Raw genomic sequence first — 26,373 nt, 5'->3', positions numbered from 1 at the left:
ATGGCACACAAAAAGGCTGGCGGCTCGACTCGTAACGGTCGCGATTCCGAAGCAAAACGTCTAGGTGTAAAACGTTTCGGTGGTGAAGCTGTATTAGCAGGTAGCATCATCGTTCGTCAACGTGGTACTAAGTTCCATGCAGGTACTAACGTTGGTTGTGGTCGTGACCACACCCTGTTTGCGTTAGCTGACGGAAAAGTTAAATTCGAAGTTAAAGGTCCAAACAATCGTAAATTTATCAGCATCGAAGCTGAATAATTACCGGTCCTTTAAACACCGAGTTAAAAGCCCTGCACAGTCTGTTGCGGGGCTTTTTATATTTAAAAAAGGCCATCTCTGGGTAATTTCGGCCATCCAGCACGTTAATGGCTATCATACGGAGTAAAATCATGAAATTTGTTGATGAGGCCAAGATCCTAATCGTCGCTGGCGACGGTGGTAACGGCTGTGTAAGCTTTCGTCGAGAAAAATATATCCCGAAAGGGGGACCAGACGGTGGTGATGGCGGTGATGGTGGTGATGTCTACATGGTTGCAGACGAAAACCTCAACACCCTTATCGATTACCGTTTTACTAAATCTTACCGCGCTGAGCGTGGTGAAAATGGCCAAAGCCGTGATTGTACGGGAAAACGTGGTCAAGATATTACTATTAATGTCCCTGTGGGGACGCGTGCCCGTGATCTTGCTACAGGTGAGATCATTGCTGACTTAACGGTACATGGTCAAAAACAAATGGTCGCTAAAGGTGGCTTCCATGGTTTAGGGAATACGCGTTTTAAATCATCAGTCAATCGTGCACCACGTCAACGCACAATGGGTACACCAGGTGAATCACGTGAAGTACTGTTAGAGCTGATGCTACTTGCGGATGTAGGTATGTTAGGTATGCCGAATGCCGGTAAATCTACCTTTATTCGAGCCGTCTCGGCAGCCAAACCCAAAGTGGCAGATTATCCATTTACTACACTAGTACCTAGCTTAGGTGTTGTGCGTATGGACAGCCATCAAAGCTTTGTAGTTGCGGATATACCGGGGCTGATCGAAGGGGCTGCTGATGGCGCGGGTCTTGGGATCCAGTTCCTGAAACATTTAGAACGTTGCCGTGTATTATTGCATTTGATCGACATCGATCCTATTGATGGTTCTGATCCCGTTGAAAATGCCAAAATCATTATTTCTGAATTAGAAAAATACAGCGATAAACTGGCACAAAAACCACGTTGGTTAGTTTTCAATAAAGTGGATCTGCTTGATGCCGATGAAGCAAAACAGAAAGCGCAAGCGATAGTTGAAGCGTTGGGTTGGGAAGGTGATTATTATATGATTGCTGCTATCAACCAAGAAGGGGTGAAAAAACTTTGTTGGGATATTATGGAATTCCTGAAAGTAACCCCACGTGAGCAAGATATTGCTACCGCTTTAGCCACTGAAGAAAAAGTTGATTTTATGTGGGATGACTACCATAAAGAACAACTTGAAAATCCTGACCTTGAAGACGATGACGAAGATTGGGATGAAGAAGATGATGATGGTGTAGAGTTTATCTACCAACGTTAATCTCTCTTTTTATCGGTATTGTTGTCTCGGTATCGTATAGACATACAGATAGTGAGACATAAAAAACGCCTGAATTTTCAGGCGTTTTTACTTTCTAACAAATAATAGTGCTATCTATTGTTATAGATATCTTTATATAAATTCGTTTCAAAACGAACCAAATAGGCGCGTCCAGCATTGCGATTTTGTGTAGGGGGAGAGTAGGCAGAAATAAATTGTACAAATGCCACTTTCTGTCCATTGGCTGTGGTCATAAAGCCAGCTAGATTATACACTCCCTTGAGTGAACCTGTTTTAGCGGAAACTTTACCGTTGACGCCCGCTTCAGTAAAACCACCACGATATTGCAATGTACCATCATGACCGGCAAGAGGAAGCATACTGATAAAATTTAACTCACTATCATGTTGTCCGACATATTGTAATACTTGCATCATGGTTGCGGGGGCTATCAGGTTATGGCGGGAAAGCCCAGATCCATCCACCATAATTGTATTAGCTAAATCAATGCCCGCTTTTTGTTTTAAAATAGCACGAGTGGCATCCGCCCCTGAACGCCAAGTGCCAGCTACACCATAATATTCACGACCAATAGTTCTAAATACGGCATCTGCAATCATATTGTCAGACTCTTTTAACATCGTCGTCAATAAAGTGTGTAACGGTTTAGATTGTGTTTGTGCTAAAACAGTAACAGGGGCTTTAGGTTGGGAGCGGCGTTTGACATAACCGTCCAGCTCAATATCTGCACGTTGTAACTCTTCTTTTAGCAATATACCTGCCCAGTGCGCACCATCTTGAATGGAAAACATCAGCGGCATGGCTTCTTCACGTTTAGGAATGCAGCCTGTTATCACATAAGTATTTAAATCTCTCACCGTGACGTCTAATTCGCAAAAGCGGGTTCGTGTTGAGCCTTTTTCATAGGTTTCAACTTCGCTTAAAACCGTGACAGGATAAAAAGACGCTTTACGTATGGTGGCGATATCACCTTCTTTTTGACCACTTTGCAGTAAGACGGAAAAACAATTTTTATCTACAATAGCGGCACTTGGTGGGGCACTAAAGCATTGGGTCATATCATTCCAAACCCATCCCGGCGCTTTGTCATGGCTGGAGAAAGCAGAGGTATCAATTAATAAATTTCCCGTTATTTTTGTGACGCCGGATTGTTTTAATACGGCAACCATTGCTCGTAATTGCTGGCGAGTTAGCGTAGGATCACCACTAAAACGGAAAATTAAATCACCCTCTAGTTGATTGTTTTTTATCTTACCTTCCGTTTCCATTGTGGTGGTAAATTGATAATCGCCCCCTAATTGCAATAGGGCGGCTAAAGCTGTGACCACTTTTTGTGTGCTGGCTGGCAAAGATAATTGATTATCATTATAAGTTAGGTTAGGGGAGGATGCGCCAACAGTTTGGGTGATTAAACCGACTTGAGTGCCATCAGGCAAAAGTTCTATATATTTTTCAACAGGAATGGCGAGGGTTGAAAAGCTTAACAGACTCAAGGTATAAAATATTCCGCGGAATATAGGTAATAAGCGCATAATTTCTCTATCCGTAACTATAAGCTTAACGCTATAGTGTTGATTGCCAGAGGCTAATACTAAAGGGCAATGAGGGCAAAAGTAAACGGTAACACGTGTGATTATCTGATTATCAGAAAATATTACTTATCCTGTTTTTAAAACGAGAATAAGACGTGAAGCCATTGGCCTCTTGTGTTAGATTTAGTTTAGCTTTAGATAAGGGAGGTTTTTACTACTTCCCAACCAAAAGGGTAGAAAGTTACAATTATTTTCTATTCATCGAATATATAAAGGGACAGGCCCTCATTAAGGCTGCCTGTGTCTTTTTTTGTCTTGAGAAGAGTAAAGTAGAACCTTTTCTCTGTGTTGTTAGTATAAAAAATCAGGATGATACCTATTTTTTATTAGGAATAGTATTGAGGTATTAACACATGAATCAGATCCCTATGACAGTTCTCGGAGCAGAAAAATTACGCGAAGAACTGGAATATCTAAAAACTGTTCGTCGCCCAGAAATTACCGCGGCCATTGCTGAGGCACGGGAACATGGCGACTTAAAAGAAAACGCGGAATATCACGCAGCTCGTGAACAACAGGGTTTCTGTGAAGGCCGCATTCAAGAAATTGAAGCAAAATTATCAAATGCGCAAGTCATTGATATCACTAAAATGACAAATAATGGACGTATTATTTTTGGTGCCACGGTGACGTTACTCAATGTGGATACTGAAGAAGAGCAAAAATACCGCATTGTTGGTGATGATGAAGCAAACATTAAAGAAAACTTAATTTCAGTCAACTCACCGATTGCCCGTGGATTGATTGGTAAAGAGTTAGATGATGTGGTGGTCATTAACACCCCAGGCGGCCAAGTAGAGTATGAAGTTTTAAACGTAGAATATATTTAATTTGTAATTTTACGTTTCTATAGAAAACTAGAATGCTATCCTGTGGTAATATTAAAAAGGCCTGAAAAGGCCTTTTTTGCCATAGAGTTAGTTATGGCATTTTTATATAAAGGTATAAGTTTTATTTCGGTAAAATAATTTTACGCGCTTCAGAAGGGCGATAAAGAACAACCATTTTTCCGATAACTTGTACATTCTGTGCACCGCTTTCACGCACAATCGCTGCCACGATCAAGTTTTTAACATCTCGATCTTCGCCTGCGATTTTGACTTTGATAAGCTCATGATGTGCCAGAGCGATTTCAATTTCTGCAAGAACGCCTTCAGTCAACCCGTTGTTACCGATCATAACGACAGGATTGAGATGATGAGCGAGCCCTTTCAGGTGTTGAATTTGTTTTTTGTTAAGAGTCATCATTAATTTTTGCTTAGTTGGGATTGAAAACGGTCTATTCTAACGCCATCTCTCATTTATCACCATAAAATGTCGTCAAGATGCGGTAAAATGAGTGAAGTAGTAAAATTTTTGATTGCTAAGTGTATGATAGTTGGAAAACGCAATGGCCAATAAAAAACGTTCGGCAAGCTCTAGCCGCTGGTTACAAGAACATTTTAGTGATAAATATGTTCAACAAGCAAAGAAAAAAGGGTTTCGCTCTCGAGCTTGGTTTAAATTGGAAGAAATTCAGCAAAGTGATAACATTTTCAAACCAGGTATGACCGTTGTCGATTTAGGTGCTGCTCCGGGTGGGTGGTCTCAATATGTCGTACAGCAGTTAGGAAATAAAGGTAGGATCATCGCATGTGACCTTTTACCTATGGATCCTATCGTTGGTGTCGATTTCCTTCAAGGCGATTTTCGTGATGAACTTGTATTGAAGGCATTGCTTGATAGAGTAGGTGATAATAAAGTCCAGGTTGTCATGTCTGACATGGCTCCAAACATGAGCGGAACACCCGCGGTCGATATTCCTCGATCCATGTATTTAGTAGAGTTAGCGCTTGATATGTGTCGTGATGTGCTGGCTCCCGGGGGAAGTTTTATTGTCAAAGTGTTTCAGGGAGAAGGCTTTGATGAGTACCTGGGGCAAATACGCTCCCTGTTTACGAAAGTGAAAGTTCGTAAACCAGACGCTTCGCGGTCTCGTTCTCGTGAGGTATATATTGTAGCCACAGGGCGTAAACTTTAGTACCCTAAAGCTATTTGTTAACACAGTTGTAATATGAGGTTAATCCCTTGAGTGACATGGCGAAAAACCTGATCCTCTGGTTAGTCATTGCAGTCGTATTGATGTCATTATTCCAGAGCTTCGGACCCAGCGATTCGAATAGTCGTAAGGTGGATTACTCTACCTTTATCAATGAGTTAACTAATAACCAGTTACGCGAGGTCAGCATAAGTGGTTATGATATTAATGTAACTAAAACAGATAACTCAAAGTACAGCACGTATATGCCTATGCGTGATGATAACCTGCTGACCACTTTAATGAACCGTAATGTAAAAGTGACCGGTGAACCCATTGAAGGTCAAAGCCTTCTAACACAAATTTTTGTGTCTTGGTTCCCAATGCTTTTACTGATTGGTCTTTGGATCTTCTTTATGCGCCAAATGCAAGGTGGTGGCGGTAAAGGTGCGATGTCTTTTGGTAAGAGTAAGGCTCGCATGTTGACAGAAGACCAAATCAAAACAACCTTTGCTGATGTTGCAGGTTGTGATGAGGCAAAAGAAGAAGTCAGCGAGCTAGTTGAGTATTTACGTGATCCGGGTCGTTTCCAGAAATTAGGTGGTAAAATTCCGAAAGGTATCCTAATGGTTGGTCCTCCGGGTACGGGTAAAACATTATTAGCAAAAGCGATTGCTGGTGAAGCAAAAGTACCTTTCTTTACTATTTCTGGTTCTGACTTCGTTGAAATGTTTGTCGGGGTCGGTGCTTCTCGTGTTCGTGATATGTTTGAACAGGCTAAAAAAGCAGCACCTTGTATCATCTTTATCGATGAAATCGATGCGGTTGGTCGTCAACGTGGTGCCGGTCTTGGCGGTGGTCATGATGAACGTGAACAAACGCTGAACCAGATGCTGGTCGAAATGGATGGTTTTGAAGGCAACGAAGGTATCATCGTGATTGCCGCAACTAACCGCCCTGACGTATTAGACCCTGCATTATTACGTCCAGGTCGTTTTGACCGTCAAGTCGTCGTAGGTTTACCAGATGTTCGTGGTCGTGAGCAAATTCTGAAAGTGCATATGCGCCGAGTGCCATTATCACCAGACGTTGATCCTGCGATCCTTGCTCGTGGTACTCCGGGTTTCTCCGGTGCTGACTTGGCAAACTTGGTTAATGAAGCTGCACTATTTGCCGCACGCGGTAACAAACGTGTTGTTTCAATGGTCGAGTTCGAAAAAGCAAAAGATAAGATCATGATGGGTGCTGAACGCCGTTCAATGGTTATGACCGAAGAACAAAAAGCATCAACGGCTTATCATGAAGCGGGACACGCCATTATTGGTCGTTTAGTGCCTGAACATGATCCGGTACACAAAGTGACGATTATCCCTCGTGGACGTGCATTAGGTGTGACTTTCTTCTTACCTGAAGGTGACCAAATCAGTGCCAGCCGTCAAAAACTGGAAAGCCAAATTTCAACACTTTATGGTGGCCGTTTAGCGGAAGAGATCATTTATGGGCCTGAACATGTTTCGACAGGGGCTTCTAATGATATCAAAGTGGCAACCAATATTGCACGTAACATGGTGACACAGTGGGGCTTCTCTGAAAAATTAGGGCCATTACTGTATGCTGATGAAGACGGTGAGGTGTTCTTAGGTCGTTCAGTTGCTAAAGCGCAACATATGTCAGATGAAACGGCACGTACTATCGACGAAGAAATTAAAGCTATCATCGATCGTAACTATACCCGTGCTCGTCAAATCCTGATGGACAACCTAGATATTCTGCACTCAATGAAAGATGCATTAATGACTTATGAAACCATTGATGCACCTCAAATTGATGACTTAATGAATCGTCGTGAAGTTCGTCCACCGGCAGGTTGGGAAGGCAATAATGGCAATAGTGGTGCAACTACCGCTACAGCACAGCCGACACAAACACATGTGACGAATGAGCCAAATAATAAGTCAGGATCAGAGAGTGACACACCTTCTGATAACAATACTCATTAATCCTTATCGGGTTTTATATTGAGTAAGCTATAAATACAAACCCCAGGCTTTCTGGGGTTTTTTTATATAGGTATCAACGAAATGAAATTAATTGCCAGAGGAAAAGAGCTTAATTTATCTTCACCCCAAGTGATGGGCATTTTAAATGTGACGCCAGATTCATTTTCTGATGGCGGAACGCATAACTCTCTTAATGATGCTATTAACCACGCCGCTAAACTTATTGCTGAAGGGGCTTCTATCATCGATATCGGTGGTGAATCAACAAGGCCGGGTGCCAGTGATATTTCTGTCGATGAAGAGTTACATCGTGTTATTCCTGTGGTCGAAGCTATCCAGCAACGTTTTGATGTGTGGATTTCTGTTGATACATCCAAAGCACAAGTGATCACGGAGTCCGCTCAAGCGGGTGCCTCTATTATCAATGATATACGTTCACTTACCGAACCTGGAGCACTTCAGGCGGCTGCAAAAACGGGGTTACCTGTTTGTATTATGCATATGCAAGGTTTACCTAAAACAATGCAACATTCGCCGCAGTATAAGAATGTGATGATAGAAGTTGATGCTTTTCTGGCAGAGAATATTCAACGTTGTATTGATGCTGGTATCGAGAAAAATCAAATTATTCTTGATCCAGGCTTCGGCTTTGGTAAAAATTTAGCGCATAATTATCAATTATTAGCACATCTAAGTGATTTTCATCACTTTGGTTTACCGATACTCGCCGGAATGTCACGTAAATCAATGGTAGGACAGTTACTCAATGTTCCGCCACAAGAGCGTGTTGCTGGTAGTGTTGCTTGCGCAGTTATTGCTGCAATGCAAGGGGCACAAATTATTCGTGTACACGATGTTAAAGAGACTGTAGATGCGATGAAAGTCGTGCAGGCGACTCTTTCTGCAAAGGAAAATAATGAATGAGCGAACGTAAATACTTTGGAACAGACGGTATCCGTGGAAAAGTAGGTGACAGCCCTATTACACCTGATTTTGTATTAAAGCTAGGCTGGGCTGCAGGTAAAGTACTTGCACGTCACGGCTCACGTAAAATCATTATTGGTAAAGATACTCGTATTTCTGGTTATATGTTGGAATCGGCTCTAGAAGCAGGCCTTGCTGCTGCGGGATTATCCGCTTCATTTACAGGCCCGATGCCAACCCCCGCGGTCGCTTATTTAACCCGTACTTTCAGAGCAGAAGCTGGCATAGTGATTTCTGCTTCTCATAATCCCTATTATGATAATGGCATCAAATTCTTCTCCATTGATGGTACAAAACTACCTGATGAAGTAGAAGAAGCCATTGAAGCGGAAATGGAAAAACCGATCACTTGTGTAGAGTCCGCAGAATTAGGGCGTGCGAATCGCATTGTTGATGCCGCGGGCCGTTATATTGAATTTTGTAAAGGTACGTTCCCTAACGAAAATAATTTAAATGGGTTAAAAGTTGTTGTGGATTGTGCCCATGGTGCAACTTACCATATTGCGCCTAATGTTTTTCGTGAACTCGGGGCTGAGGTTATCACTATTGGTTGTGAGCCTACGGGCATCAATATCAATGACGAATGTGGTGCAACAGATGTACGCATGTTGCAAAAACGCGTGTTAGAAGAGGGTGCCGACGTTGGTTTAGCCTTTGATGGTGATGGTGACCGTATTATTATGGTTGATCATAAAGGCCTAAAAGTAGATGGTGACCAAATTCTCTATATCATTGCGCGAGAAGCGTTACGCCAAGGTCAACTACGTGGTGGTGCCGTCGGTACACTAATGAGTAATATGGGGTTAGAGATTGCCTTAAAACAGCTTGGTATTCCTTTTGTGAGAGCCAAAGTGGGTGACCGCTATGTGCTTGAGAAATTGCAAGAAAAAGGCTGGCGTTTAGGGGCGGAAAACTCGGGTCATATTATTTTACTTGATAAGACAACAACGGGTGATGGTATTGTTGCTGGTCTACAAGTATTAAGCGCAATGGTTCGTAACCATATGAGCTTGCATGATCTATGCAGTGGCATGAAATTATTACCACAAATTTTGGTGAATGTTCGTTTTACGGGAAATCACGATCCTCTACAATCCACAGAAGTTCAGCAAGTCGCAAAAGAAGTTGAGGCGGAGCTTGGTGGTAAGGGACGCGTTTTATTACGTAAATCAGGAACAGAACCATTAATTCGAGTGATGGTTGAAGGCGAAAATGAAGAGCAAGTCACAGCGATGGCGAATCGTATTGCTGATGCAGTAAAACATGTTGGCTAATTGCTGTTTTTTTCTTCAATTAATCACTTTATAGTAAAATAACCTTGCTTGTCAGTTCAGGTTTGGTTAGTATTCACACCCGCTTAGTAAGGTCGTTGAACTAAAGCGGGTGAAGCAATCGAAGGTTATCGCATAGGCGATAAGTTCCATAGAATAGGTAACGCAAATGTATACAGCACTCATTGTTATTCTTATCATTGCAGCAACAGGGCTGGTTGGTCTGATCCTGTTACAGCAGGGTAAAGGTGCTGATATGGGCGCTTCTTTTGGTGCAGGTGCTTCCGGTACAGTATTTGGTTCAAGCGGTTCAGCAAATTTCATGACCCGTATGACCGCTGTTTTAGCAACAGTGTTTATTGTACTTTGCCTTATTTTAGGTAATTTAAGTGCCAATAAAACTGTTCGTGAAGACAGTAAGTGGATGTCTATCGAGCAGACTGCAGAAGAAGCGAAAAAAGCTGAGCAATTAGCAGCGCCTGTAGCACCAGCAAACACAGATATTCCGCAGTAAACTAAGTAATAGTTAAAAATGAGATTGTTTGGGGTTTTGGTTAAATAAACAGTCTCATTAAAGTGCCGAGGTGGTGAAATTGGTATACACGCTACCTTGAGGTGGTAGTGCCTACAAAACGGGCGTACGGGTTCAAGTCCCGTTCTCGGCACCATTATTCCAGATAGCTTGCGTTTTGCTTGTTATCAGCGTAAAATTTGCCACGTTTTTCGAACGCGGGGTGGAGCAGCTTGGTAGCTCGTCGGGCTCATAACCCGAAGGTCGTTGGTTCAAATCCAGCCCCCGCAACCACTTCTAACAATACAGCACTTTTCTCATTAATCATCTTGTAAACCGATTATGATCCTGAGTGGAATGTGCCGTAGAAGAGGTTATCTCGATTGGCAAGTTACAGGGTCCAGTTGCATAAAGCCCCGAATTTCGGGGTTTTTTGTTATCAGAGAATAGAATACTGGGCTATAAGCCCTTTTTTTATGCCTTGGGGGTGGGTTTGTCCACATTAGAGCAAAAATTAACAGCGATGGTTTCAGCACCAGTAGAAGCATTAGGCTTTGAATTTGTTGGTCTTGAGTTTATTCGTGGTCGAGTATCAACATTGCGTATCTATATTGATAGTGAAGAAGGTATCACTGTTGATGATTGTGCTGATGTTAGCCACCAGGTCAGTGCTGTGCTGGATGTTGAAGATCCAATTCAAACATTTTATAACCTTGAGATCTCATCTCCTGGTTTAGAAAGACCTTTATTCACTACAACGCATTATGAGCAATTTATCGGCGAAGAAGTCGCCGTTGTATTACGAATTGCGATGCAAAACCGCCGTAAATGGCAGGGCATTATTAAGTCTGTCGCTGGCGAAATGATCACGGTTACTGTGGATGGTAAAGACGAAGTGTTCGCACTGAGCAACATCCAGAAAGCTAACCTGGTACCCCACTTTTAAGTTTTGAAGAGGCAACTAGGATGAACAAAGAGATTCTGGCTGTTGTGGAAGCGGTCTCTAACGAAAAATCTCTTCCTCGTGAGAAGATTTTCGAAGCACTGGAAACTGCATTAGCGACAGCGACTAAGAAAAAATATGAGCAAGAGATTGATGTACGAGTTTGCATTGATCGTAAAACGGGGGATTTTGATACTTTCCGTCGTTGGCTTGTGGTTGAAGAAGTTACTCAGCCTACTCGTGAAATCACACTTGAAGCGGCTAAATACGAAGAGCCTGAAATTGAACTAGGCGGCTTCATTGAAGACCAAATTGAGTCTGTTACTTTCGACCGTATTACCACCCAGACCGCAAAACAAGTGATCGTACAAAAAGTACGTGAAGCTGAAAGAGCGATGGTTGTTGATCAATTCCGCGAACAATTAGGCGAAATTATCACGGGCGTTGTGAAAAAAGTAAACCGCGATAACATCACCCTAGATTTAGGAAATAACGCAGAAGCCGTTATCTTACGTGAAGATATGCTACCGCGTGAAAATTTCCGCCCAGGTGACCGTGTACGTGGTGTCTTATACGATGTTCGTACAGAAACTCGTGGTGCACAACTTTTCGTAACACGTTCTCGTCCTGAAATGCTGATCGAATTATTCCGCATTGAAGTACCTGAAATTGGCGAAGAGATCATTGAGATTAAAGCTGCAGCACGTGATCCAGGTTCTCGTGCCAAAATCGCTGTAAAAACCAACGATAAACGCATCGACCCTGTGGGTGCTTGTGTTGGTATGCGTGGTGCACGTGTACAAGCCGTTTCCAGTGAACTGGGCGGTGAACGAATTGATATTGTTCTGTGGGATGATAATCCTGCACAATTCGTGATTAATGCAATGGCTCCGGCAGATGTTGCTTCTATTGTTGTCGATGAAGACAAATGTACAATGGACGTCGCTGTTGAAAGCAGTAATCTTGCCCAAGCGATTGGCCGTAATGGTCAAAATGTTCGCTTAGCAGCACAATTACTGAAAAAACATCGCGGTGATGACAAATGGGAGCTGAATGTCATGACTGCAGATGAACTGAATGCTAAGCATCAGGCAGAAGCAAACGCAGCCATTGAAATATTTACTAAGCATCTCGACATTGATGAAGACTTCGCAACTGTTTTAGTTGAAGAAGGTTTCTCTACCCTTGAAGAGTTAGTTTATGTGCCGATTGACGAACTGTTAGCTATCGACGGTCTTGATGAAGAAACAGTTGAAGCATTACGAGAAAGAGCAAAAGCGGCATTAACAACGATTGAACTAGCTCAAAAAGAAAGCCTAGGCGATAACCAGCCAGCTGAGGACTTATTAGCTCTCGAAGGCATGGAACGTTCTTTAGCATTTGATCTAGCTGCCCGTGGTATCTGCACACTGGAAGATCTTGCCGAACAGGGTATCGACGACCTAACTGATATTGACGGTTTAAATAGTGAGCGCGCAGGCGAGCTCATTATGGCTGCTCGTAATATCTGCTGGTTTGGGAATGATGCGTAACAACTGAGCAGGAAGGAACAGAATGACAGATGAAACAGTAAAATCACTTGCAGAAGAGATTCAGACACCGGTTGAACGTTTGGTACAGCAGTTTGCTGATGCCGGTATTAAGAAAACCGTCTCTGATTCTGTCTCCCAAAAAGAGAAAGAAACCTTGCTGGCTTGGTTGAACCGTGATAAAGAGTCAACCAGCCAACCAGAAAAATTAACGTTACAGCGCAAAGTGCGTAGTACGTTAAGTGTTCCTGGTACAGGTGGCAAAAATAAATCAGTAGCCATCGAAGTCCGCAAAAAACGCACTTATGTGAACCGTGATGCAGTTGAAAAAGCACAAGCGGCAGAGCAAGCTCAGCGTGAAGCGGAAGAAAAGGCGCGTCGCGAAGCAGAAGAAAAAGCACAGCGCGAAGCACAAGAGAAAGCACAGCGCGAAGCTGAAGAAAAAGCAAAACGTGAAGCTGAAGAAGCCAAGAAAAAGGCTGAAGAAAAGGCAAAACGTGAAGCTGAAGAAGCAAAACGTGAAGCAGCGGAATTAGCTAAGCGCGAAGCAGCGGAAAAAGACAAAGTGAAACAAAACGAGAAACCAAAAGCTGATAAGGCTGATCAGGAAAAAGCACGTCGCATAGCCGAACAGGCTGAACTGAAACGTAAAACAGAAGAAGCTCAGCGTCGTAAAGCTGAAGAAGAAGCTCGCATTGCAGCAGAAAAAGCGCGTCGCTTAGCGGAAGAAAATGCTGAAAAATGGACTTCAGATACGTCATCTGAAACAGAAGGCACTGACTATCATGTGACGACATCTCGCTATGCGCGTGATGCAGAAGATGAAAGTGATGCTGAGGTTGAAGGTGGCCGTGGCCGTGGTCGTGCAGCAAAAGCCCCTCGTCCAAAGAAAAATAACCGTCACTCTGAAAAAGCAGATCGTGAAGAAGCTCGCGCTGCTGGCCGTTCTAACAAGAAAGGCAAAGGACGTAAAAATAGCACATTACAGCAAGGCTTCAATAAGCCAGCAGCTGCCGTAAACCGTGATGTTGTCATTGGTGAGACTATTTCAGTTGCTGATTTAGCAAACAAAATGGCAGTGAAAGGTTCTGAAGTCATTAAAACAATGATGAAAATGGGTGCAATGGCAACCATCAATCAAGTTTTAGACCAAGAAACGGCACAACTGGTTGCGGAAGAAATGGGTCACAAAGTTATCTTACGTCGTGAAAACGAGTTAGAAGAACAAGTGATGAACGACCGTGATACTAGCGATGAAATGGCTGTATCTCGTGCGCCTGTTGTGACTATTATGGGTCACGTTGACCATGGTAAAACCTCTTTACTCGACTACATTCGCTCAACGAAAGTGGCTTCAGGTGAAGCAGGTGGTATTACTCAGCATATCGGTGCTTATCACGTTAAAACCGACAAAGGTGAAATTACCTTCCTAGATACTCCAGGTCACGCCGCATTTACTTCAATGCGTGCCCGTGGTGCTCAGGTAACGGATATCGTTGTTCTGGTTGTTGCTGCTGATGATGGTGTGATGCCACAAACTATCGAAGCTATCCAACACGCCAAAGCAGCAAATGTGCCTGTTGTTGTTGCCGTGAACAAAATTGATAAACCAGAAGCTGATCCTGATCGTGTTAAAACTGAGCTGTCTCAATATGGCATTCTGCCAGAAGATTGGGGTGGTGAGACTCAGTTTATCCATGTGTCAGCAAAACAAGGTTTAGGTATTGACGAGTTGCTGGATGCTATCTTATTACAAGCGGAAGTTCTTGAACTGAAAGCAGTAAAAGAGGGTATGGCAAGCGGTGTTGTTATCGAATCTTACCTCGATAAAGGCCGTGGTCCTGTTGCGACTATCCTTGTTCGTGAAGGTACTTTGAATAAAGGTGATATCGTTCTGTGTGGCTTTGAATACGGTCGTATTCGTGCAATGCGTAACGAATTAGGTAAAGAAGTACAATCTGCCGGCCCATCAATGCCTGTTGAGATTTTAGGTCTGTCTAATGTACCTTCTGCGGGTGATGAAGCAACCGTTGTTCGTGATGAGAAAAAAGCGCGTGAAGTTGCCTTATATCGTCAAGGTAAATTCCGTGAAGTGAAACTGGCTCGTCAACAGAAATCTAAACTGGAAAACATGTTTGCTAACATGGAAGAAGGTAAAGTTTCTGAACTGAACATCGTACTGAAAACGGATGTTCAAGGAACTTGTGAAGCCATCACTGATGCATTAGTTAAACTTTCTACAGATGAAGTTAAACTGAAAATTATCGGTTCTGGCGTGGGTGGTATCACTGAAACAGATGCGACTTTAGCGGCTGCTTCTGATGCTATCATTCTTGGTTTCAACGTTCGTGCTGATGCTTCTGCTCGTCGTATTATCGAACAAGAAAGTGTTGATTTACGTTACTACTCCGTTATCTATAGCTTGATTGATGAAATTAAATCAGCAATGAGCGGTATGTTAGAGCCTGAATACAAACAAGAAATCATGGGTCTTGCTGAGGTTCGTGATGTGTTTAAATCACCTAAATTCGGCGCTATCGCGGGTTGTATGGTGGTTGAAGGTAATATCAAACGTAACAATCCTATTCGCGTATTACGTGATAACGTGGTTATTTACGAAGGTGAGCTTGAATCACTGCGTCGCTTTAAAGATGACGTCAACGAAGTCCGTAATGGTATGGAATGTGGTATCGGTGTGAAAAACTACAACGATGTCCGTGTTGGCGATATGATTGAAGTGTTCCAAGTTATCGAAATTAAACGTTCTATCGATTAATCGAGTACGTCTGATTTAAAAAGGAAGGGAGCTTAATGGCTCCCTTCTTATTCCTCTCTTTATGCTATTCCCCCTTTATTCTTTTCTGTATTTTTCAATATAAGCGAAATAGATTGGCTTTCAGTAATTTATGTCATTAAAAGAACAGGGTAAGATAACGCTAAAGAGCAGATTTATTGCTAAAGAGAAAAAAAGCGTAAAGCGGTTGTGAAACGTGACTTTATGTATACTCTTTAGATATCATCGATTTTAAAATTGGATCAATAATGACAATAGAGTGATAACGACATTGTCAGGGAGAGATAAAATGGCAAGAGATTTTAGCCGTGCTCAGCGTGTTTCTCAGGAAATGCAAAAAGAAATCGCCATCATTTTACAGCGCGAAGTAAAAGATCCACGTATTGGAATGGCCACCGTATCCGGTGTTGAAATTTCACGTGATCTGGCTTACGCCAAAGTATTTGTCACCTTTTTAAACCTATCAGCAGGTGAAGAAAGCGATGAAGAAATGGTAGAAAATGGCTTAAAAGCCCTTAACGAAGCAGCAGGCTTTATTCGCTCTTTATTAGGTAAAGCGATGCGCTTACGTGTTGTTCCTGAGCTAACATTTGCTTATGACAATTCATTAGTTGAAGGTATGCGTATGTCTAACCTTGTGTCAAATGTTGTCAAAGATGATGAAAAACGCCGTCATAAAGAGGAAGAGTAATGGGGCGTCGTCGTAAAGGGCGTGAGATTAACGGCGTATTATTGCTTGATAAGCCTCAAGATATTTCATCGAATGACGCTTTGCAAAAAGTACGCCGCATGTTTAATGCAAGTAAAGCGGGGCATACCGGCGCTTTAGATCCTTTAGCGACAGGTATGCTTCCTATCTGTTTAGGTGAAGCGACAAAGTTTTCACAGTTTTTATTGGATTCAGATAAACGCTATCGAGTGATTGCCAAATTAGGTGAAAGAACAGATACCTCTGATGCTCATGGACAAGTGATCCAGCAACGACCTGTACAGTTTAACCAGCAAGCGCTCGATGCTGCGTTAGAGAGTTTTCGTGGTGAAACATTGCAAATTCCTTCAATGTATTCAGCCCTTAAGCATCAAGGTAAACCACTTTATGAATATGCAAGACAAGGTATTGAAGTTGAGCGAGAAGCAAGACCCATTATCGTGTATGAATTGCAATTTATTCGCTGGGAAGACGATGAGTTAGAACTAGAAATTCATTGTTCTAAAGGTACCTATATTCGCACTATCATTGATGATCTGGGTGAGAAATTAAACTGTGGTGCCCATGTGATTTTCTTACGTCGTTTAGAAGTCGCAGATTATCCGAAAGAGCGTATGGTGACGCTTGAGCAATTGCGCGCAATCATTGATGATGCTCAGCAACAAGATGAGTCACCATTTCCTGCGTTAGATGCCTTATTATTGCCTATGGATACTGCGGTTGCACATTTCCCTGTGGTGCATTTAACCGCCATTATGGCGGGTTACTTAAAACTGGGGCAACCGGTTCGGGTAAATCACACCTTGGATGAAGGGGAATGGGTCAGAGTCACCGAAGGCGATGAGAAAAAATTTATTGGCCTTGCGATCATCAAAGATGGTCTAGTTGCACCGAAAAGATTAGTCGTGGATTATCACGCACTCAATAACCCTGAATAGCAATTCTTGCGCTAAGTGTGTTTGAAGCGTAGAATAATGCGGCTATCTGTTTAGGTGGCTGAGTTGGATAGCTGAATTAGAGATTGGCTATCTGAAAATTTTACTTTTATTGGAGTTTTATTATGTCTCTAAGTACTGAAGCGAAAGCAAAGATCGTTGCTGAATTCGGTCGTGATGCTAACGATACTGGCTCAAGCGAAGTTCAGATCGCACTGCTGACTGCAGAAATCAACCACCTGCAAGGTCACTTTTCAGAGCACAAAAAAGATCACCACAGCCGTCGTGGTCTGCTGCGTAAAGTTTCCAGCCGTCGTAATCTGCTGGACTACCTGAAACGTAAAGATGTAGCTCGTTATACTACACTGATTGAACGTTTAGGTCTGCGTCGCTAATCAAGTGAGTTTCAGTGAAAAGGGGCCCGTAGGCCCCTTTTCTACTAGAAAGTGCTATTTTTAAGAAAGTGCTATTTCAAAAATGAGTCGTTATGTTTTAATGTGGTGATGGTTATTTAGTCTCTCTAGTTGCGACAATTCGCGCGGCTAATGAAAGTGTTTAAACGTGGTTAAGTTAAATATTTCCATTAGTCGCGAGGGGACGTAGCGGAGAAAAGATTATTCATCGTCGCTAAATATCATGCGACAATAAGATAAAGGATATTATTTTGCTGAATCCTACAGTTCGTAAATTTCAATACGGTCAACATACCGTTACGTTAGAAACGGGCATGATGGCTCGCCAAGCAACGGCTGCTGTAATGGTTGACATGGACGGCACTGCTGTTTTTGTTACCGTTGTTGCTAAGAAAAAAGTGAAAGAAGGACAAGACTTCTTCCCACTCACCGTTAACTATCAAGAGCGTTCATACGCAGCTGGCCGTATTCCAGGAAGTTTCTTCCGTCGTGAAGGTCGTCCTGGCGAAGGTGAAACTTTAATCGCGCGTCTTATCGACCGCCCTTTACGCCCACTATTCCCAGAAGGGTTCTTAAACGAAATCCAAGTAGTTGCGACTGTGGTTTCTGTTAATCCACAAGTTAACCCAGATATCGTTGCTATGATTGGTGCTTCTGCAGCACTGTCATTATCAGGTGTACCTTTCAATGGTCCTATCGGTGGTGCTCGTGTTGGCTTTATTGATGGTCAATATGTACTGAACCCAACCGTTGATGAACTGAAAATTAGTAAATTAGACTTAGTGGTTGCAGGTACTGCGGGTGCGGTACTGATGGTTGAATCAGAAGCTGATTTATTATCAGAAGAACAAATGTTAGGTGCAGTGGTATTTGGTCATGAACAACAACAAGTTGTGATTGAAAATATCAATGCATTAGTTGCCGAAGTCGGTAAAGAAAAATGGGATTGGGCACCAGAGCCTATTAACCAATCTTTACATGATCGTATTGCTCAATTAGCACAAACTCGTATTGGTGATGCGTATCGTATTACTGAAAAACAAGAGCGTTATGAGCAAATCGATGCTATTCGTGATGAAGTGATCAGCACATTATTAGCAGAAGATGAGTCTTTAGACGAAGGCGAAATCATTGAAATTTTCTCTGGTTTAGAGAAGAAAATTGTTCGTGCTCGTGTATTAGCGGGTGAACCTCGTATCGATGGTCGTGAAAAAGACATGGTACGTGCTTTAGATATTCGTACAGGTTTATTACCACGTACACATGGCTCTGCGCTATTTACTCGTGGCGAAACTCAAGCATTAGTAACAGCTACTTTAGGTACTGCACGTGATGCACAAACCATTGATGACATCATGGGTGAGCATACCGATACCTTCTTACTGCACTACAACTTCCCTCCATATTCTGTCGGTGAAACAGGTATGATGGGTTCGCCAAAACGTCGTGAGATTGGTCATGGTCGTTTAGCAAAACGTGGTGTATTAGCCGTTATGCCAACGATTGAAGAATTCCCATACACAGTACGTGTAGTGTCTGAAATTACAGAATCCAATGGTTCATCTTCAATGGCATCTGTTTGTGGTGCTTCTTTAGCACTGATGGATGCTGGTGTACCAATTAAAGAATCTGTTGCTGGTATTGCAATGGGTCTGGTAAAAGAAGGTGAAAACTTCGTTGTTCTTTCTGATATTTTAGGTGATGAAGACCATTTAGGTGATATGGACTTTAAAGTTGCGGGTAGCCGTAACGGAGTCAGTGCATTACAAATGGATATCAAAATCGAAGGTATCACTCGTGAAATTATGCAAGTTGCGTTAAATCAAGCGAAAAGCGCACGTCTGCATATTTTAGGGGTAATGGAAAGTGCAATTAGCCAGCCTCGTGCAGAAATTTCTGAGTTTGCACCACGTATTCACACTATCAAAATCAATGCTGATAAGATCAAAGATGTTATCGGTAAGGGTGGTTCAGTTATCCGTGCATTAACGGAAGAAACGGGTACCACTATCGAAATCGAAGATGATGGTACAGTGAAAATTGCAGCTACTAGTGGCGAACAAGCAAAACAAGCTATCGCTCGTATCGAAGAGATCACGGCAGAAGTCGAAGTTGGCCGTATCTATAACGGTAAAGTAACACGTATCGTTGATTTCGGTGCATTTGTTGCTATCGGCGGTGGTAAAGAAGGTCTGGTGCATATTTCTCAAATCGCAGACAAACGCGTTGAGAAAGTAAGTGATTACCTGACTATGGGTCAAGAAGTTCCAGTGAAAGTACTGGAAATTGACCGCCAAGGCCGTATCCGCTTAAGCATGAAAGAGGCTCAAGCAACCCAGCAGGAAGCAGCTGAAACTTCTTCTGAAGATCCTGCAAATTAATGATATTCTACTACCGATATCTAGACATAGGTATCGGTAGAGACTTATTATGATTGACAAGTAGGACGTCATAAAACGCTTTTTGTTGAAAGAGTCTGACTTTGGGAGTGAGAAATGAAAACATTTCTGCGCGGTTGTTCTATTGCTGTTTTCATCTTTATTTCCGGGTGCAGCACTAGTCCAGAATGGCGTAAGAATGCTATTTTTGCTACTCCACTACAGCCTTCTTTACAACAAGAAGTGATATTGGCTCGTATAGAACAAATTCTGGCGAGCCGTTCATTAACCGAAGATGAATATGCACAGCTTTTATATGAGCGTGGTGTGCTGTATGATAGTCTCGGTTTAAGAGCATTGGCGCGCAATGATTTTTCAATGGCGCTGTCAATGAGACCAGATATGCTAGAGATTTTTAATTTTCTAGGTATCTATTTTACGCAAGCAGCGAATTATGATGCTGCTTATGAAGCGTTTGATTCTGTTTTAGAGCTTGATCCAACTTACAATAATGCGCGTTTTAATCGTGGTATCGCTTTATACTATGGTGGCCGATTGAAATTGGCGCAGGATGATCTGCAGGCGTTTTATCAGGTCGATCCAAATGATCCCATTCGTTCGCTTTGGTTATATCTTGTTGAAAAAGAGATAGACTCTGATTCTGCTAAAAAACAGCTGAAACAGCGATACCTACAGGCGAATAAAACGGGACAATGGGGATGGAATATAGTTGAGTTTTATTTAGGTGACATTAGTGAAAAAACATTAATGGAAAGGCTAAATGAGACGTCAACCGATAACACTTCGCTCGCTGAGCATCTTAGTGAAACTAACTTCTATTTAGGTAAATATTACCTAAGTCTGGGGGACATGGATAGCGCTGAAGCGTTATTCAAGCTGACGGTTGCCAACAACGCACATAACTTTGTTGAGCACCGCTACGCATTGTTGGAATTAGCACTGTTAGGCCAACAAGAAGACCTAGCGGAATCGGACCAGCAATAGCTGACGAACATTTCTTTGATCAGTTTGAAAGCCATCATCTGCATAGGATGAGGGCTTGTTTGTTCGTTTAATAATATAATTTGAGCCAGTTCACATTTTAGATGATAAAGACCGACAAACCATGCGGTATGTTATGTCAACTGGCCGCCATAATGAATGAGGCACAGTGACATGACTACTGAAACCGATATGACTTTTGCTGATCTAGGTTTATCAGCACCTATTTTGACTGCACTGAATGATTTAGGCTACGAGAAGCCTTCTCCAATTCAGCAACAATGTATTCCTTTCCTTTTAGATGGCAATGATGTTCTAGGTATGGCACAAACCGGTAGTGGTAAAACCGCTGCGTTTAGCTTACCGTTATTACACAATCTAGATGAATCATTAAAAGCACCACAAATTTTAGTGTTAGCACCAACCCGTGAACTTGCGGTTCAGGTTGCCGAAGCCATTGAAGATTTTTCTAAACATTTACCAAAAGTGAATGTCGTTGCTCTGTATGGCGGCCAACGCTATGACGTTCAACTACGTGCATTACGCCAAGGGCCACAAGTTGTTGTGGGTACACCGGGTCGTTTATTAGATCACTTAAACCGTGGCACCTTAGATTTATCTAAACTAAAAGGTTTAGTATTAGATGAAGCTGATGAAATGTTACGTATGGGCTTTATTGAAGATGTTGAAAATATCTTAAGTAAGATCCCAGCAGAACACCAGACTGCATTATTTTCTGCGACGATGCCAGAAGCTATCCGTCGTATTACACGTCGCTTTATGAATGATCCAAAAGAAGTACGTATTCAAAGCAGTGTAACTACACGCCCAGATATTAGCCAAAGCTATTGGATGACTTATGGTGCACGTAAAAATGAAGCATTAATCCGTTTCTTAGAAGCAGAAGATTTCGATGCAGCTATTATTTTCGTTCGTACAAAAAATGCGACCTTAGAAGTAGCAGAAACCTTAGAGCGTAATGGCTATAACAGTGCGGCATTGAATGGTGACATGAATCAGTCTCTGCGTGAGCAAACATTAGAGCGTCTGAAAAACGGCCGTTTAGATATCCTTATTGCAACGGATGTTGCTGCGCGTGGTCTGGATGTTGACCGTATCAGCTTGGTTGTCAACTATGATATCCCTATGGATTCAGAGTCTTATGTACACCGTATTGGCCGTACTGGCCGTGCAGGTCGTGCGGGTCGTGCAATTCTATTTGTTGATAATCGTGAGCGCCGTTTACTGCGCAATATCGAGCGCACGATGAAGATGTCTATTCCTGAAGTTGAGTTACCAAACGCAGAGCTGATTAGTCAGCGTCGTCAGGAAAAATTTGCTCAGCAAATCGCTCAACAGTTAGAAACAAGTAACCTTGATCAATATCGTGCATTGTTACCAAAATTAGCGCCACAAGGTGAAGAAGCGTTAGATATGGAAACATTGGCGGCGGTATTACTGAAAATGGCTCAAGGTGAGCGTGCACTTATTCTGCCACCTGATCCAGTACGTCGTCCTCGTCGTGAATTTAACGATCGTGATGATCGCCGTAACGATCGCGAACGTTCTCCACGTCGTGAGCGCCGTGATGCGGGTGAAATGGATCTTTATCGTATTGAAGTGGGTCGTGATGATGGGGTTGAAGTTCGTCATATTGTTGGTGCTATTGCCAACGAAGGCGATATCAGTAGCCGTTATATTGGTAATATCAAATTATATGGCTCTCACTCAACCATTGAGTTACCAAAAGGGATGCCAGGCGATTTATTAAGCCACTTCACTCGTACTCGTATTATGAATAAACCATTGAATATGCAGTTAGTGGGTGATGCACAACCTTACCGTGAGCGCCGTAATAGCAGCCGTCGTGATGGTCAGCCACAAGGTGGTCGTCGCTTTAGTAAAGGCGATCAACCACCACGCCGTGGTAATGGCGAGCGTGGTAACTTCCGTGGTCGCGGTAATAACGAAAATGCACCACGTCGCCGTAGTAGTACTCATAATCAATAAGAAACTTAAAGTTTATTCAATTTTAAGCTGAATTGATAAAAACCAGTCCATACAATGGACTGGTTTTTTTATAGTATGCTGAGCATGGTGTTTGGCGCCTTATATGCAGCCGTAAGTAGGGCGCTGTTAGAGGACGACAGGAGTGATCCCATCTCCTACTAGACAATAAGTAAATCTTATTATTATTTCTTGCTTAAATTTCTTAAATGCTTATAAATTGTTGCTGAGCTTATGCCTAATTCGGCGGATACTATTTTATGTGTTGCTGAAAATTCAAAAAGTCCACTTTCATTTAATTCTTTAATTATCTCTAAATTCTTGTATTTACTTGGAATATTTTTATTTCCGTAAACTCTCTTTTTAATTGGTTCTAGATGATTCTGTACAAGATTATTCACATCTTGTGAAAAATTTTCATGTTTTAAATTATTTGTATCAGTAAAACTATCTATTAATGCATTTAATGGCATATCGAGAGCAAAGTTCATACAAATCATACCAATAGGTGTACCTGCATTATTTACAATTAAAGTAGATGATGATTTAAATGGCCGAACACTTTTTGTATTGAAATAAACCTCCCACATTTGATCTGTTCGATTAAATTTTGAGAGTTTTTCTAAAGCAATATTTGTTACGGGGGCACCTAATCCACGACCAGTAACATGTCCATTAACTATGTGGATAACGGAATGGCGTAAATCCTCAAAACTATGTAGCACTATTTCACAATAATCACCGAGAAATTGCCCCAAATTATCGAGAAAAGGAATATAAGAGCGGAGTAGATGCCGATCTTCTTCAGTAATCTTTTGGTTTGTAGGAAGGTCCATAAGAAATTTTACCCATAATTACAGTTAAATAATTCTAACGTTAAAAGTTGTCGAAATCCATATTTAGTATACTCGGACAATACTGAGTAAAATATTTTTATACTAAGTTAAGTTTTATGATCCTAAGCACATACTTTATTTTCTTAATATGGCTAAATACGGGTATAGGAATTCGAGGAAGAAATTATGAAACTAGGTATTGAAACAGAGTCCTATCACCTATTTTTTCAGCAGGGTGTAATGGATGTTTTTGATTTTATAAATAAAGCAACTGAATTAGGGCTGGATGGGGTCGAATTAAATATCATTCCTGATGAAGGATTACACCCAGAATTTGGTGTGTTAACAAGTGATAGCCCTGAATATTTAGCAAAAGTACGTCAGGCAATTGAAGATAAAAATCTTTATTGTGAATTAGATACACGTTTTACAACACCAAAGGCATTAACAAAAGCAATTGATATCGCTCGAGGAATTGGTGCTGATGTGATACGTACTTATATGTTTCGTCGAGGACAATACAATCCGAAACAATACCCTAAAATTATTCAAGATATTAAGTCTATTGTTCCATTATTAAAAAAATATCGTATACGTCTTGCAATAGAAAATCATGAAGATGAAACGGCTGATGAAATCTTAAATATTGTAAAAGATATTGATTCTATTTGGGTTGGTGCACATTGTGATATTGGTAATGGCATGATGGCGTGGGAAGATCCTATAGTAACAGTGAGCAAATTAGCACCTTATACATATAGCACTCATTTTAAAGATCATATTGTTACACATGATGATGAAACACTGGTAATTACAGGAATGCCTCTTGGTGAAGGGAGTATTGATATCGATGAATGTTTTCGTTTATTAGTTGAACATTCGCCTGTAACACGTATTAACTTAGAAAACTGTTTTCCCTATACATCTCATTTTGCTAGAGATAAAGGAACGGGGGGAGTATTTGAATTAAGTGGAAGCTTTGAAGTTAAATCACCACCTTTTGATACGCAATTAATTAACCCCTTGGAATATTATTATCCAGCTAAAATTTCTCCTGTTGCATTAAAAACATTAATGGACGCACAAGAGCGTTGTGTACAAGTTTCTGTTAATAAATTAAAAGAACTAAGAAAAAAATATTGTTATTAATATATAAAAATAGTTATCAAATATTGGAGTGATCTCATGATTATTAATACTACATCAGCACCAGAAGCTATTGGTCCTTATTCACAAGCAATTAAAGTTGAAAATCATATTTATATTTCAGGTTGTTGCCCATTCAATACTCATGATGGTTCTGTTATGGGAAATGATATTGAAACACAAACATTAAAAGCTATGAATAATTTAAAAGCTATTATAGAAGCTGCCGGTGCATCAATGGATGATATTGTTAAAACGACTTGTTTTATTAAAGATATAAAAGATTTTCCTATTTTTAATAATATTTATTCTTCTTTTTTTACATCAGGAAAATACCCAGCTCGTTCATGTGTGGAAGTTTCTCGTCTACCTAAAGATGTTTTAATTGAAATAGAAGCTATCGCTTATAAAAAATAGGAAATATGATCATGAATAAATGGGGAAAATTATGTTTTCTTATTTTGGGTGGTGGGACTATATTCAAACTATCCAGCATGAAAGATGTATTTTATGTGCCAATGCAACAAGATTGGGGATTATCTAACACCCAAATTGGTTTTGGCTTTACTATTTATGCCATTATTCAAACAATCGGATTATTTTCATCATTGTATATTGCCGATCGCTTCTCTAAGAAAATTTTATTACCAGCGGGCTTAATTGGGGTAGGTTTATGTGGTGCTTATTTAAGCACATTGCCTCCTTTTACGGGTTATTTAATTGCATTTGGTGCAATGGCATTTTTCGGCGAGGTTGTTTATTGGCCTGTTTTACTAAAATCGGTACGTTTATTAGGAAATAAAGAAGAACAAGGACGTATGTTTGGTTTTCTAGAAGCTGGGCGAGGGGTTGTTGATGTTCTAGTAGCTTCGGGAGCTCTTTATATATTTGTTTTATTTGGTGAAGGTAAAGCAGGTATGCAAGCAGGATTAATTTATTATACGCTTGCTACAATAATAGTAGGTATAATTACATATTTTATTGTGGATAATGACGATAAGAAGGAAACCTCCTCAGCAAGTGAAGCTAATCGCCAAGTTTTGGAAGGGATTAAAAATGTCGTAAAATGTCCTAACTTATGGTTAGCATCAATGAGTATCTTCTTTGTTTATTCTGCTTACTGTGGGTTAACTTATTTTATTCCTTTTTTAAAAGATATTTACGCACTACCAATAGCCCTTATCGGTGCCTATGGCATTATTAATCAATATGCACTAAAAATGATAGGTGGTCCATTAGGCGGATTTTTAGCTGACAAAGTTGCAAAATCGCCAACAATATATCTGAAATGGACATTTTTATTATCTGCGATTGCAATGGCTATTTTCATTATGTTGCCTCATGACTCAATGAATGTCTATTTAGGTATGACTGCAACATTAGGTTTCGGTGCAATCATTTTCTCGCAAAGAGCTATTTTCTTTGCACCAATGGATGAAATTGGAACACCAAGACAATATGCGGGTTCAGCGATGGCGTTTGGATGTATTATTGGTTATATGCCTTCCATGTTTGCTTATGCTCTCTATGGGTCATTATTAGATAATTTTGAGGGCATTCAAGGATATAACTATGTATTTAGTATTATGGTCACTTTTAGTTTGCTTGGTTTTATTTGTGCAACCATATTAGCTAAGCGTATTAAAATGATAAATAACACTTTAAATATAGCTTAAAAATAGACACCGCTTAATTGTGATCTAGCAAACACTGCTTCATCGATTGG

At 41.2% G+C, this 26,373-nt stretch carries 23 protein-coding genes and 2 tRNA genes; 22 read left to right on the top strand and 3 right to left on the bottom strand.

Annotated elements, in window-relative coordinates; all coding sequences use genetic code 11:
• Nucleotides 1-258 (top strand): 50S ribosomal protein L27, encoded by a 258-nt coding sequence (gene rpmA / locus AACV00_RS01235; RefSeq protein WP_004246250.1) that lies wholly within the window; start codon nt 1-3, stop codon nt 256-258.
• A 131-nt stretch (nt 259-389) separates the two neighbouring features.
• Complete coding sequence (gene cgtA, locus AACV00_RS01230; protein ID WP_161680011.1) at nt 390-1,559, top strand: Obg family GTPase CgtA; 1,170 nt, start codon at nt 390-392, stop codon at nt 1,557-1,559.
• Nucleotides 1,560-1,669: 110 nt separating this feature from the next.
• Here cgtA and dacB read toward each other — a convergent pair whose 3' ends face one another.
• On the bottom strand, nt 1,670-3,112 hold the full coding sequence (gene dacB, locus AACV00_RS01225) for a serine-type D-Ala-D-Ala carboxypeptidase (protein ID WP_004249607.1): 1,443 nt from the start codon (nt 3,110-3,112) through the stop codon (nt 1,670-1,672).
• A 413-nt stretch (nt 3,113-3,525) separates the two neighbouring features.
• Between dacB and greA the strand changes: the two genes are divergently transcribed.
• Nucleotides 3,526-4,002, top strand: coding sequence for a transcription elongation factor GreA (gene greA / locus AACV00_RS01220; protein ID WP_004249606.1), 477 nt, complete (start codon nt 3,526-3,528; stop codon nt 4,000-4,002).
• A 121-nt stretch (nt 4,003-4,123) separates the two neighbouring features.
• On the opposite strand, the gene yhbY is transcribed toward greA, so the two are convergent.
• Complete coding sequence (yhbY, locus tag AACV00_RS01215) at nt 4,124-4,417, bottom strand: ribosome assembly RNA-binding protein YhbY (RefSeq protein WP_012368729.1); 294 nt, start codon at nt 4,415-4,417, stop codon at nt 4,124-4,126.
• Nucleotides 4,418-4,562: 145 nt separating this feature from the next.
• Between yhbY and rlmE the strand changes: the two genes are divergently transcribed.
• The 16 genes from rlmE (at nt 4,563) to AACV00_RS01135 (ending at nt 22,668) form a co-directional block, all read left to right on the top strand.
• Nucleotides 4,563-5,192: a 23S rRNA (uridine(2552)-2'-O)-methyltransferase RlmE gene (gene rlmE / locus AACV00_RS01210; RefSeq protein WP_004246244.1), complete on the top strand. Its 630-nt coding sequence runs from the start codon at nt 4,563-4,565 to the stop codon at nt 5,190-5,192.
• A gap of 47 nt (nt 5,193-5,239) precedes the next feature.
• The gene (gene ftsH, locus AACV00_RS01205) at nt 5,240-7,189 is read left to right on the top strand and encodes an ATP-dependent zinc metalloprotease FtsH (RefSeq protein ID WP_004253013.1); all 1,950 of its coding nucleotides are present in this window, start codon (nt 5,240-5,242) and stop codon (nt 7,187-7,189) included.
• A gap of 81 nt (nt 7,190-7,270) precedes the next feature.
• On the top strand, nt 7,271-8,113 hold the full coding sequence (gene folP, locus AACV00_RS01200) for a dihydropteroate synthase (protein ID WP_161680009.1): 843 nt from the start codon (nt 7,271-7,273) through the stop codon (nt 8,111-8,113).
• On the top strand, nt 8,110-9,447 hold the full coding sequence (glmM, locus tag AACV00_RS01195; protein WP_004246241.1) for a phosphoglucosamine mutase: 1,338 nt from the start codon (nt 8,110-8,112) through the stop codon (nt 9,445-9,447). Before folP ends, glmM begins: the two co-directional genes overlap by 4 nt.
• Before the next feature lie 166 nt (nt 9,448-9,613).
• Entirely contained in the window at nt 9,614-9,958 is a 345-nt protein-coding gene (gene secG, locus AACV00_RS01190) for a preprotein translocase subunit SecG (protein WP_004246240.1), read from the top strand.
• Between the two features lie 64 nt (nt 9,959-10,022).
• Nucleotides 10,023-10,112, top strand: a tRNA-Leu gene (locus AACV00_RS01185).
• 60 nt (nt 10,113-10,172) lie between these two features.
• A tRNA-Met gene (locus AACV00_RS01180) sits at nt 10,173-10,249 on the top strand.
• A 199-nt stretch (nt 10,250-10,448) separates the two neighbouring features.
• Nucleotides 10,449-10,901 (top strand): ribosome maturation factor RimP, encoded by a 453-nt coding sequence (gene rimP / locus AACV00_RS01175; protein WP_004253010.1) that lies wholly within the window; start codon nt 10,449-10,451, stop codon nt 10,899-10,901.
• A gap of 20 nt (nt 10,902-10,921) precedes the next feature.
• Nucleotides 10,922-12,430, top strand: coding sequence for a transcription termination factor NusA (gene nusA, locus AACV00_RS01170; protein WP_004246238.1), 1,509 nt, complete (start codon nt 10,922-10,924; stop codon nt 12,428-12,430).
• Nucleotides 12,431-12,452: 22 nt separating this feature from the next.
• Entirely contained in the window at nt 12,453-15,203 is a 2,751-nt protein-coding gene (gene infB, locus AACV00_RS01165; RefSeq protein WP_004246237.1) for a translation initiation factor IF-2, read from the top strand.
• A gap of 307 nt (nt 15,204-15,510) precedes the next feature.
• On the top strand, nt 15,511-15,912 hold the full coding sequence (gene rbfA, locus AACV00_RS01160) for a 30S ribosome-binding factor RbfA (protein ID WP_004246236.1): 402 nt from the start codon (nt 15,511-15,513) through the stop codon (nt 15,910-15,912).
• Nucleotides 15,912-16,868: a tRNA pseudouridine(55) synthase TruB gene (truB, locus tag AACV00_RS01155; protein ID WP_004249602.1), complete on the top strand. Its 957-nt coding sequence runs from the start codon at nt 15,912-15,914 to the stop codon at nt 16,866-16,868. Before rbfA ends, truB begins: the two co-directional genes overlap by 1 nt.
• Before the next feature lie 122 nt (nt 16,869-16,990).
• Nucleotides 16,991-17,260 carry a 30S ribosomal protein S15 gene (rpsO, locus tag AACV00_RS01150; RefSeq protein ID WP_004249601.1) on the top strand — a complete coding sequence of 90 codons (270 nt, stop codon included), beginning with the start codon at nt 16,991-16,993 and terminating at the stop codon, nt 17,258-17,260.
• A 269-nt stretch (nt 17,261-17,529) separates the two neighbouring features.
• Nucleotides 17,530-19,659 (top strand): polyribonucleotide nucleotidyltransferase, encoded by a 2,130-nt coding sequence (gene pnp / locus AACV00_RS01145; protein ID WP_004246234.1) that lies wholly within the window; start codon nt 17,530-17,532, stop codon nt 19,657-19,659.
• Nucleotides 19,660-19,773: 114 nt separating this feature from the next.
• Nucleotides 19,774-20,661, top strand: coding sequence for a lipoprotein NlpI (gene nlpI / locus AACV00_RS01140; protein ID WP_004249600.1), 888 nt, complete (start codon nt 19,774-19,776; stop codon nt 20,659-20,661).
• Nucleotides 20,662-20,832: 171 nt separating this feature from the next.
• A complete protein-coding gene (locus tag AACV00_RS01135; protein WP_004246232.1) occupies nt 20,833-22,668 on the top strand; it encodes a DEAD/DEAH family ATP-dependent RNA helicase in 1,836 nt (611 codons plus the stop codon).
• 182 nt (nt 22,669-22,850) lie between these two features.
• Here AACV00_RS01135 and AACV00_RS01130 read toward each other — a convergent pair whose 3' ends face one another.
• On the bottom strand, nt 22,851-23,501 hold the full coding sequence (locus AACV00_RS01130; RefSeq protein WP_004246231.1) for a helix-turn-helix transcriptional regulator: 651 nt from the start codon (nt 23,499-23,501) through the stop codon (nt 22,851-22,853).
• Between the two features lie 186 nt (nt 23,502-23,687).
• On the opposite strand from AACV00_RS01130, the gene AACV00_RS01125 reads away from it, so the two are divergent.
• From AACV00_RS01125 to AACV00_RS01115, 3 genes are read left to right on the top strand one after another with little or no spacing between them, the layout of a single operon-like run.
• Nucleotides 23,688-24,650, top strand: a complete 963-nt coding sequence (locus tag AACV00_RS01125; protein ID WP_004249599.1) for a sugar phosphate isomerase/epimerase family protein — start codon at nt 23,688-23,690, stop codon at nt 24,648-24,650.
• Nucleotides 24,651-24,686: 36 nt separating this feature from the next.
• The gene (locus tag AACV00_RS01120) at nt 24,687-25,064 is read left to right on the top strand and encodes a RidA family protein (RefSeq protein ID WP_004246229.1); all 378 of its coding nucleotides are present in this window, start codon (nt 24,687-24,689) and stop codon (nt 25,062-25,064) included.
• A gap of 11 nt (nt 25,065-25,075) precedes the next feature.
• Nucleotides 25,076-26,323 carry an MFS transporter gene (locus AACV00_RS01115; RefSeq protein WP_004249598.1) on the top strand — a complete coding sequence of 416 codons (1,248 nt, stop codon included), beginning with the start codon at nt 25,076-25,078 and terminating at the stop codon, nt 26,321-26,323.
• Nucleotides 26,324-26,373 lie beyond the last annotated feature (50 nt).

The organism is Proteus sp. G3927, assembly GCF_963894685.1.
Classification (GTDB): domain Bacteria; phylum Pseudomonadota; class Gammaproteobacteria; order Enterobacterales; family Enterobacteriaceae; genus Proteus; species Proteus mirabilis.
This window is presented reverse-complemented; position numbering and strand designations above follow the sequence as displayed.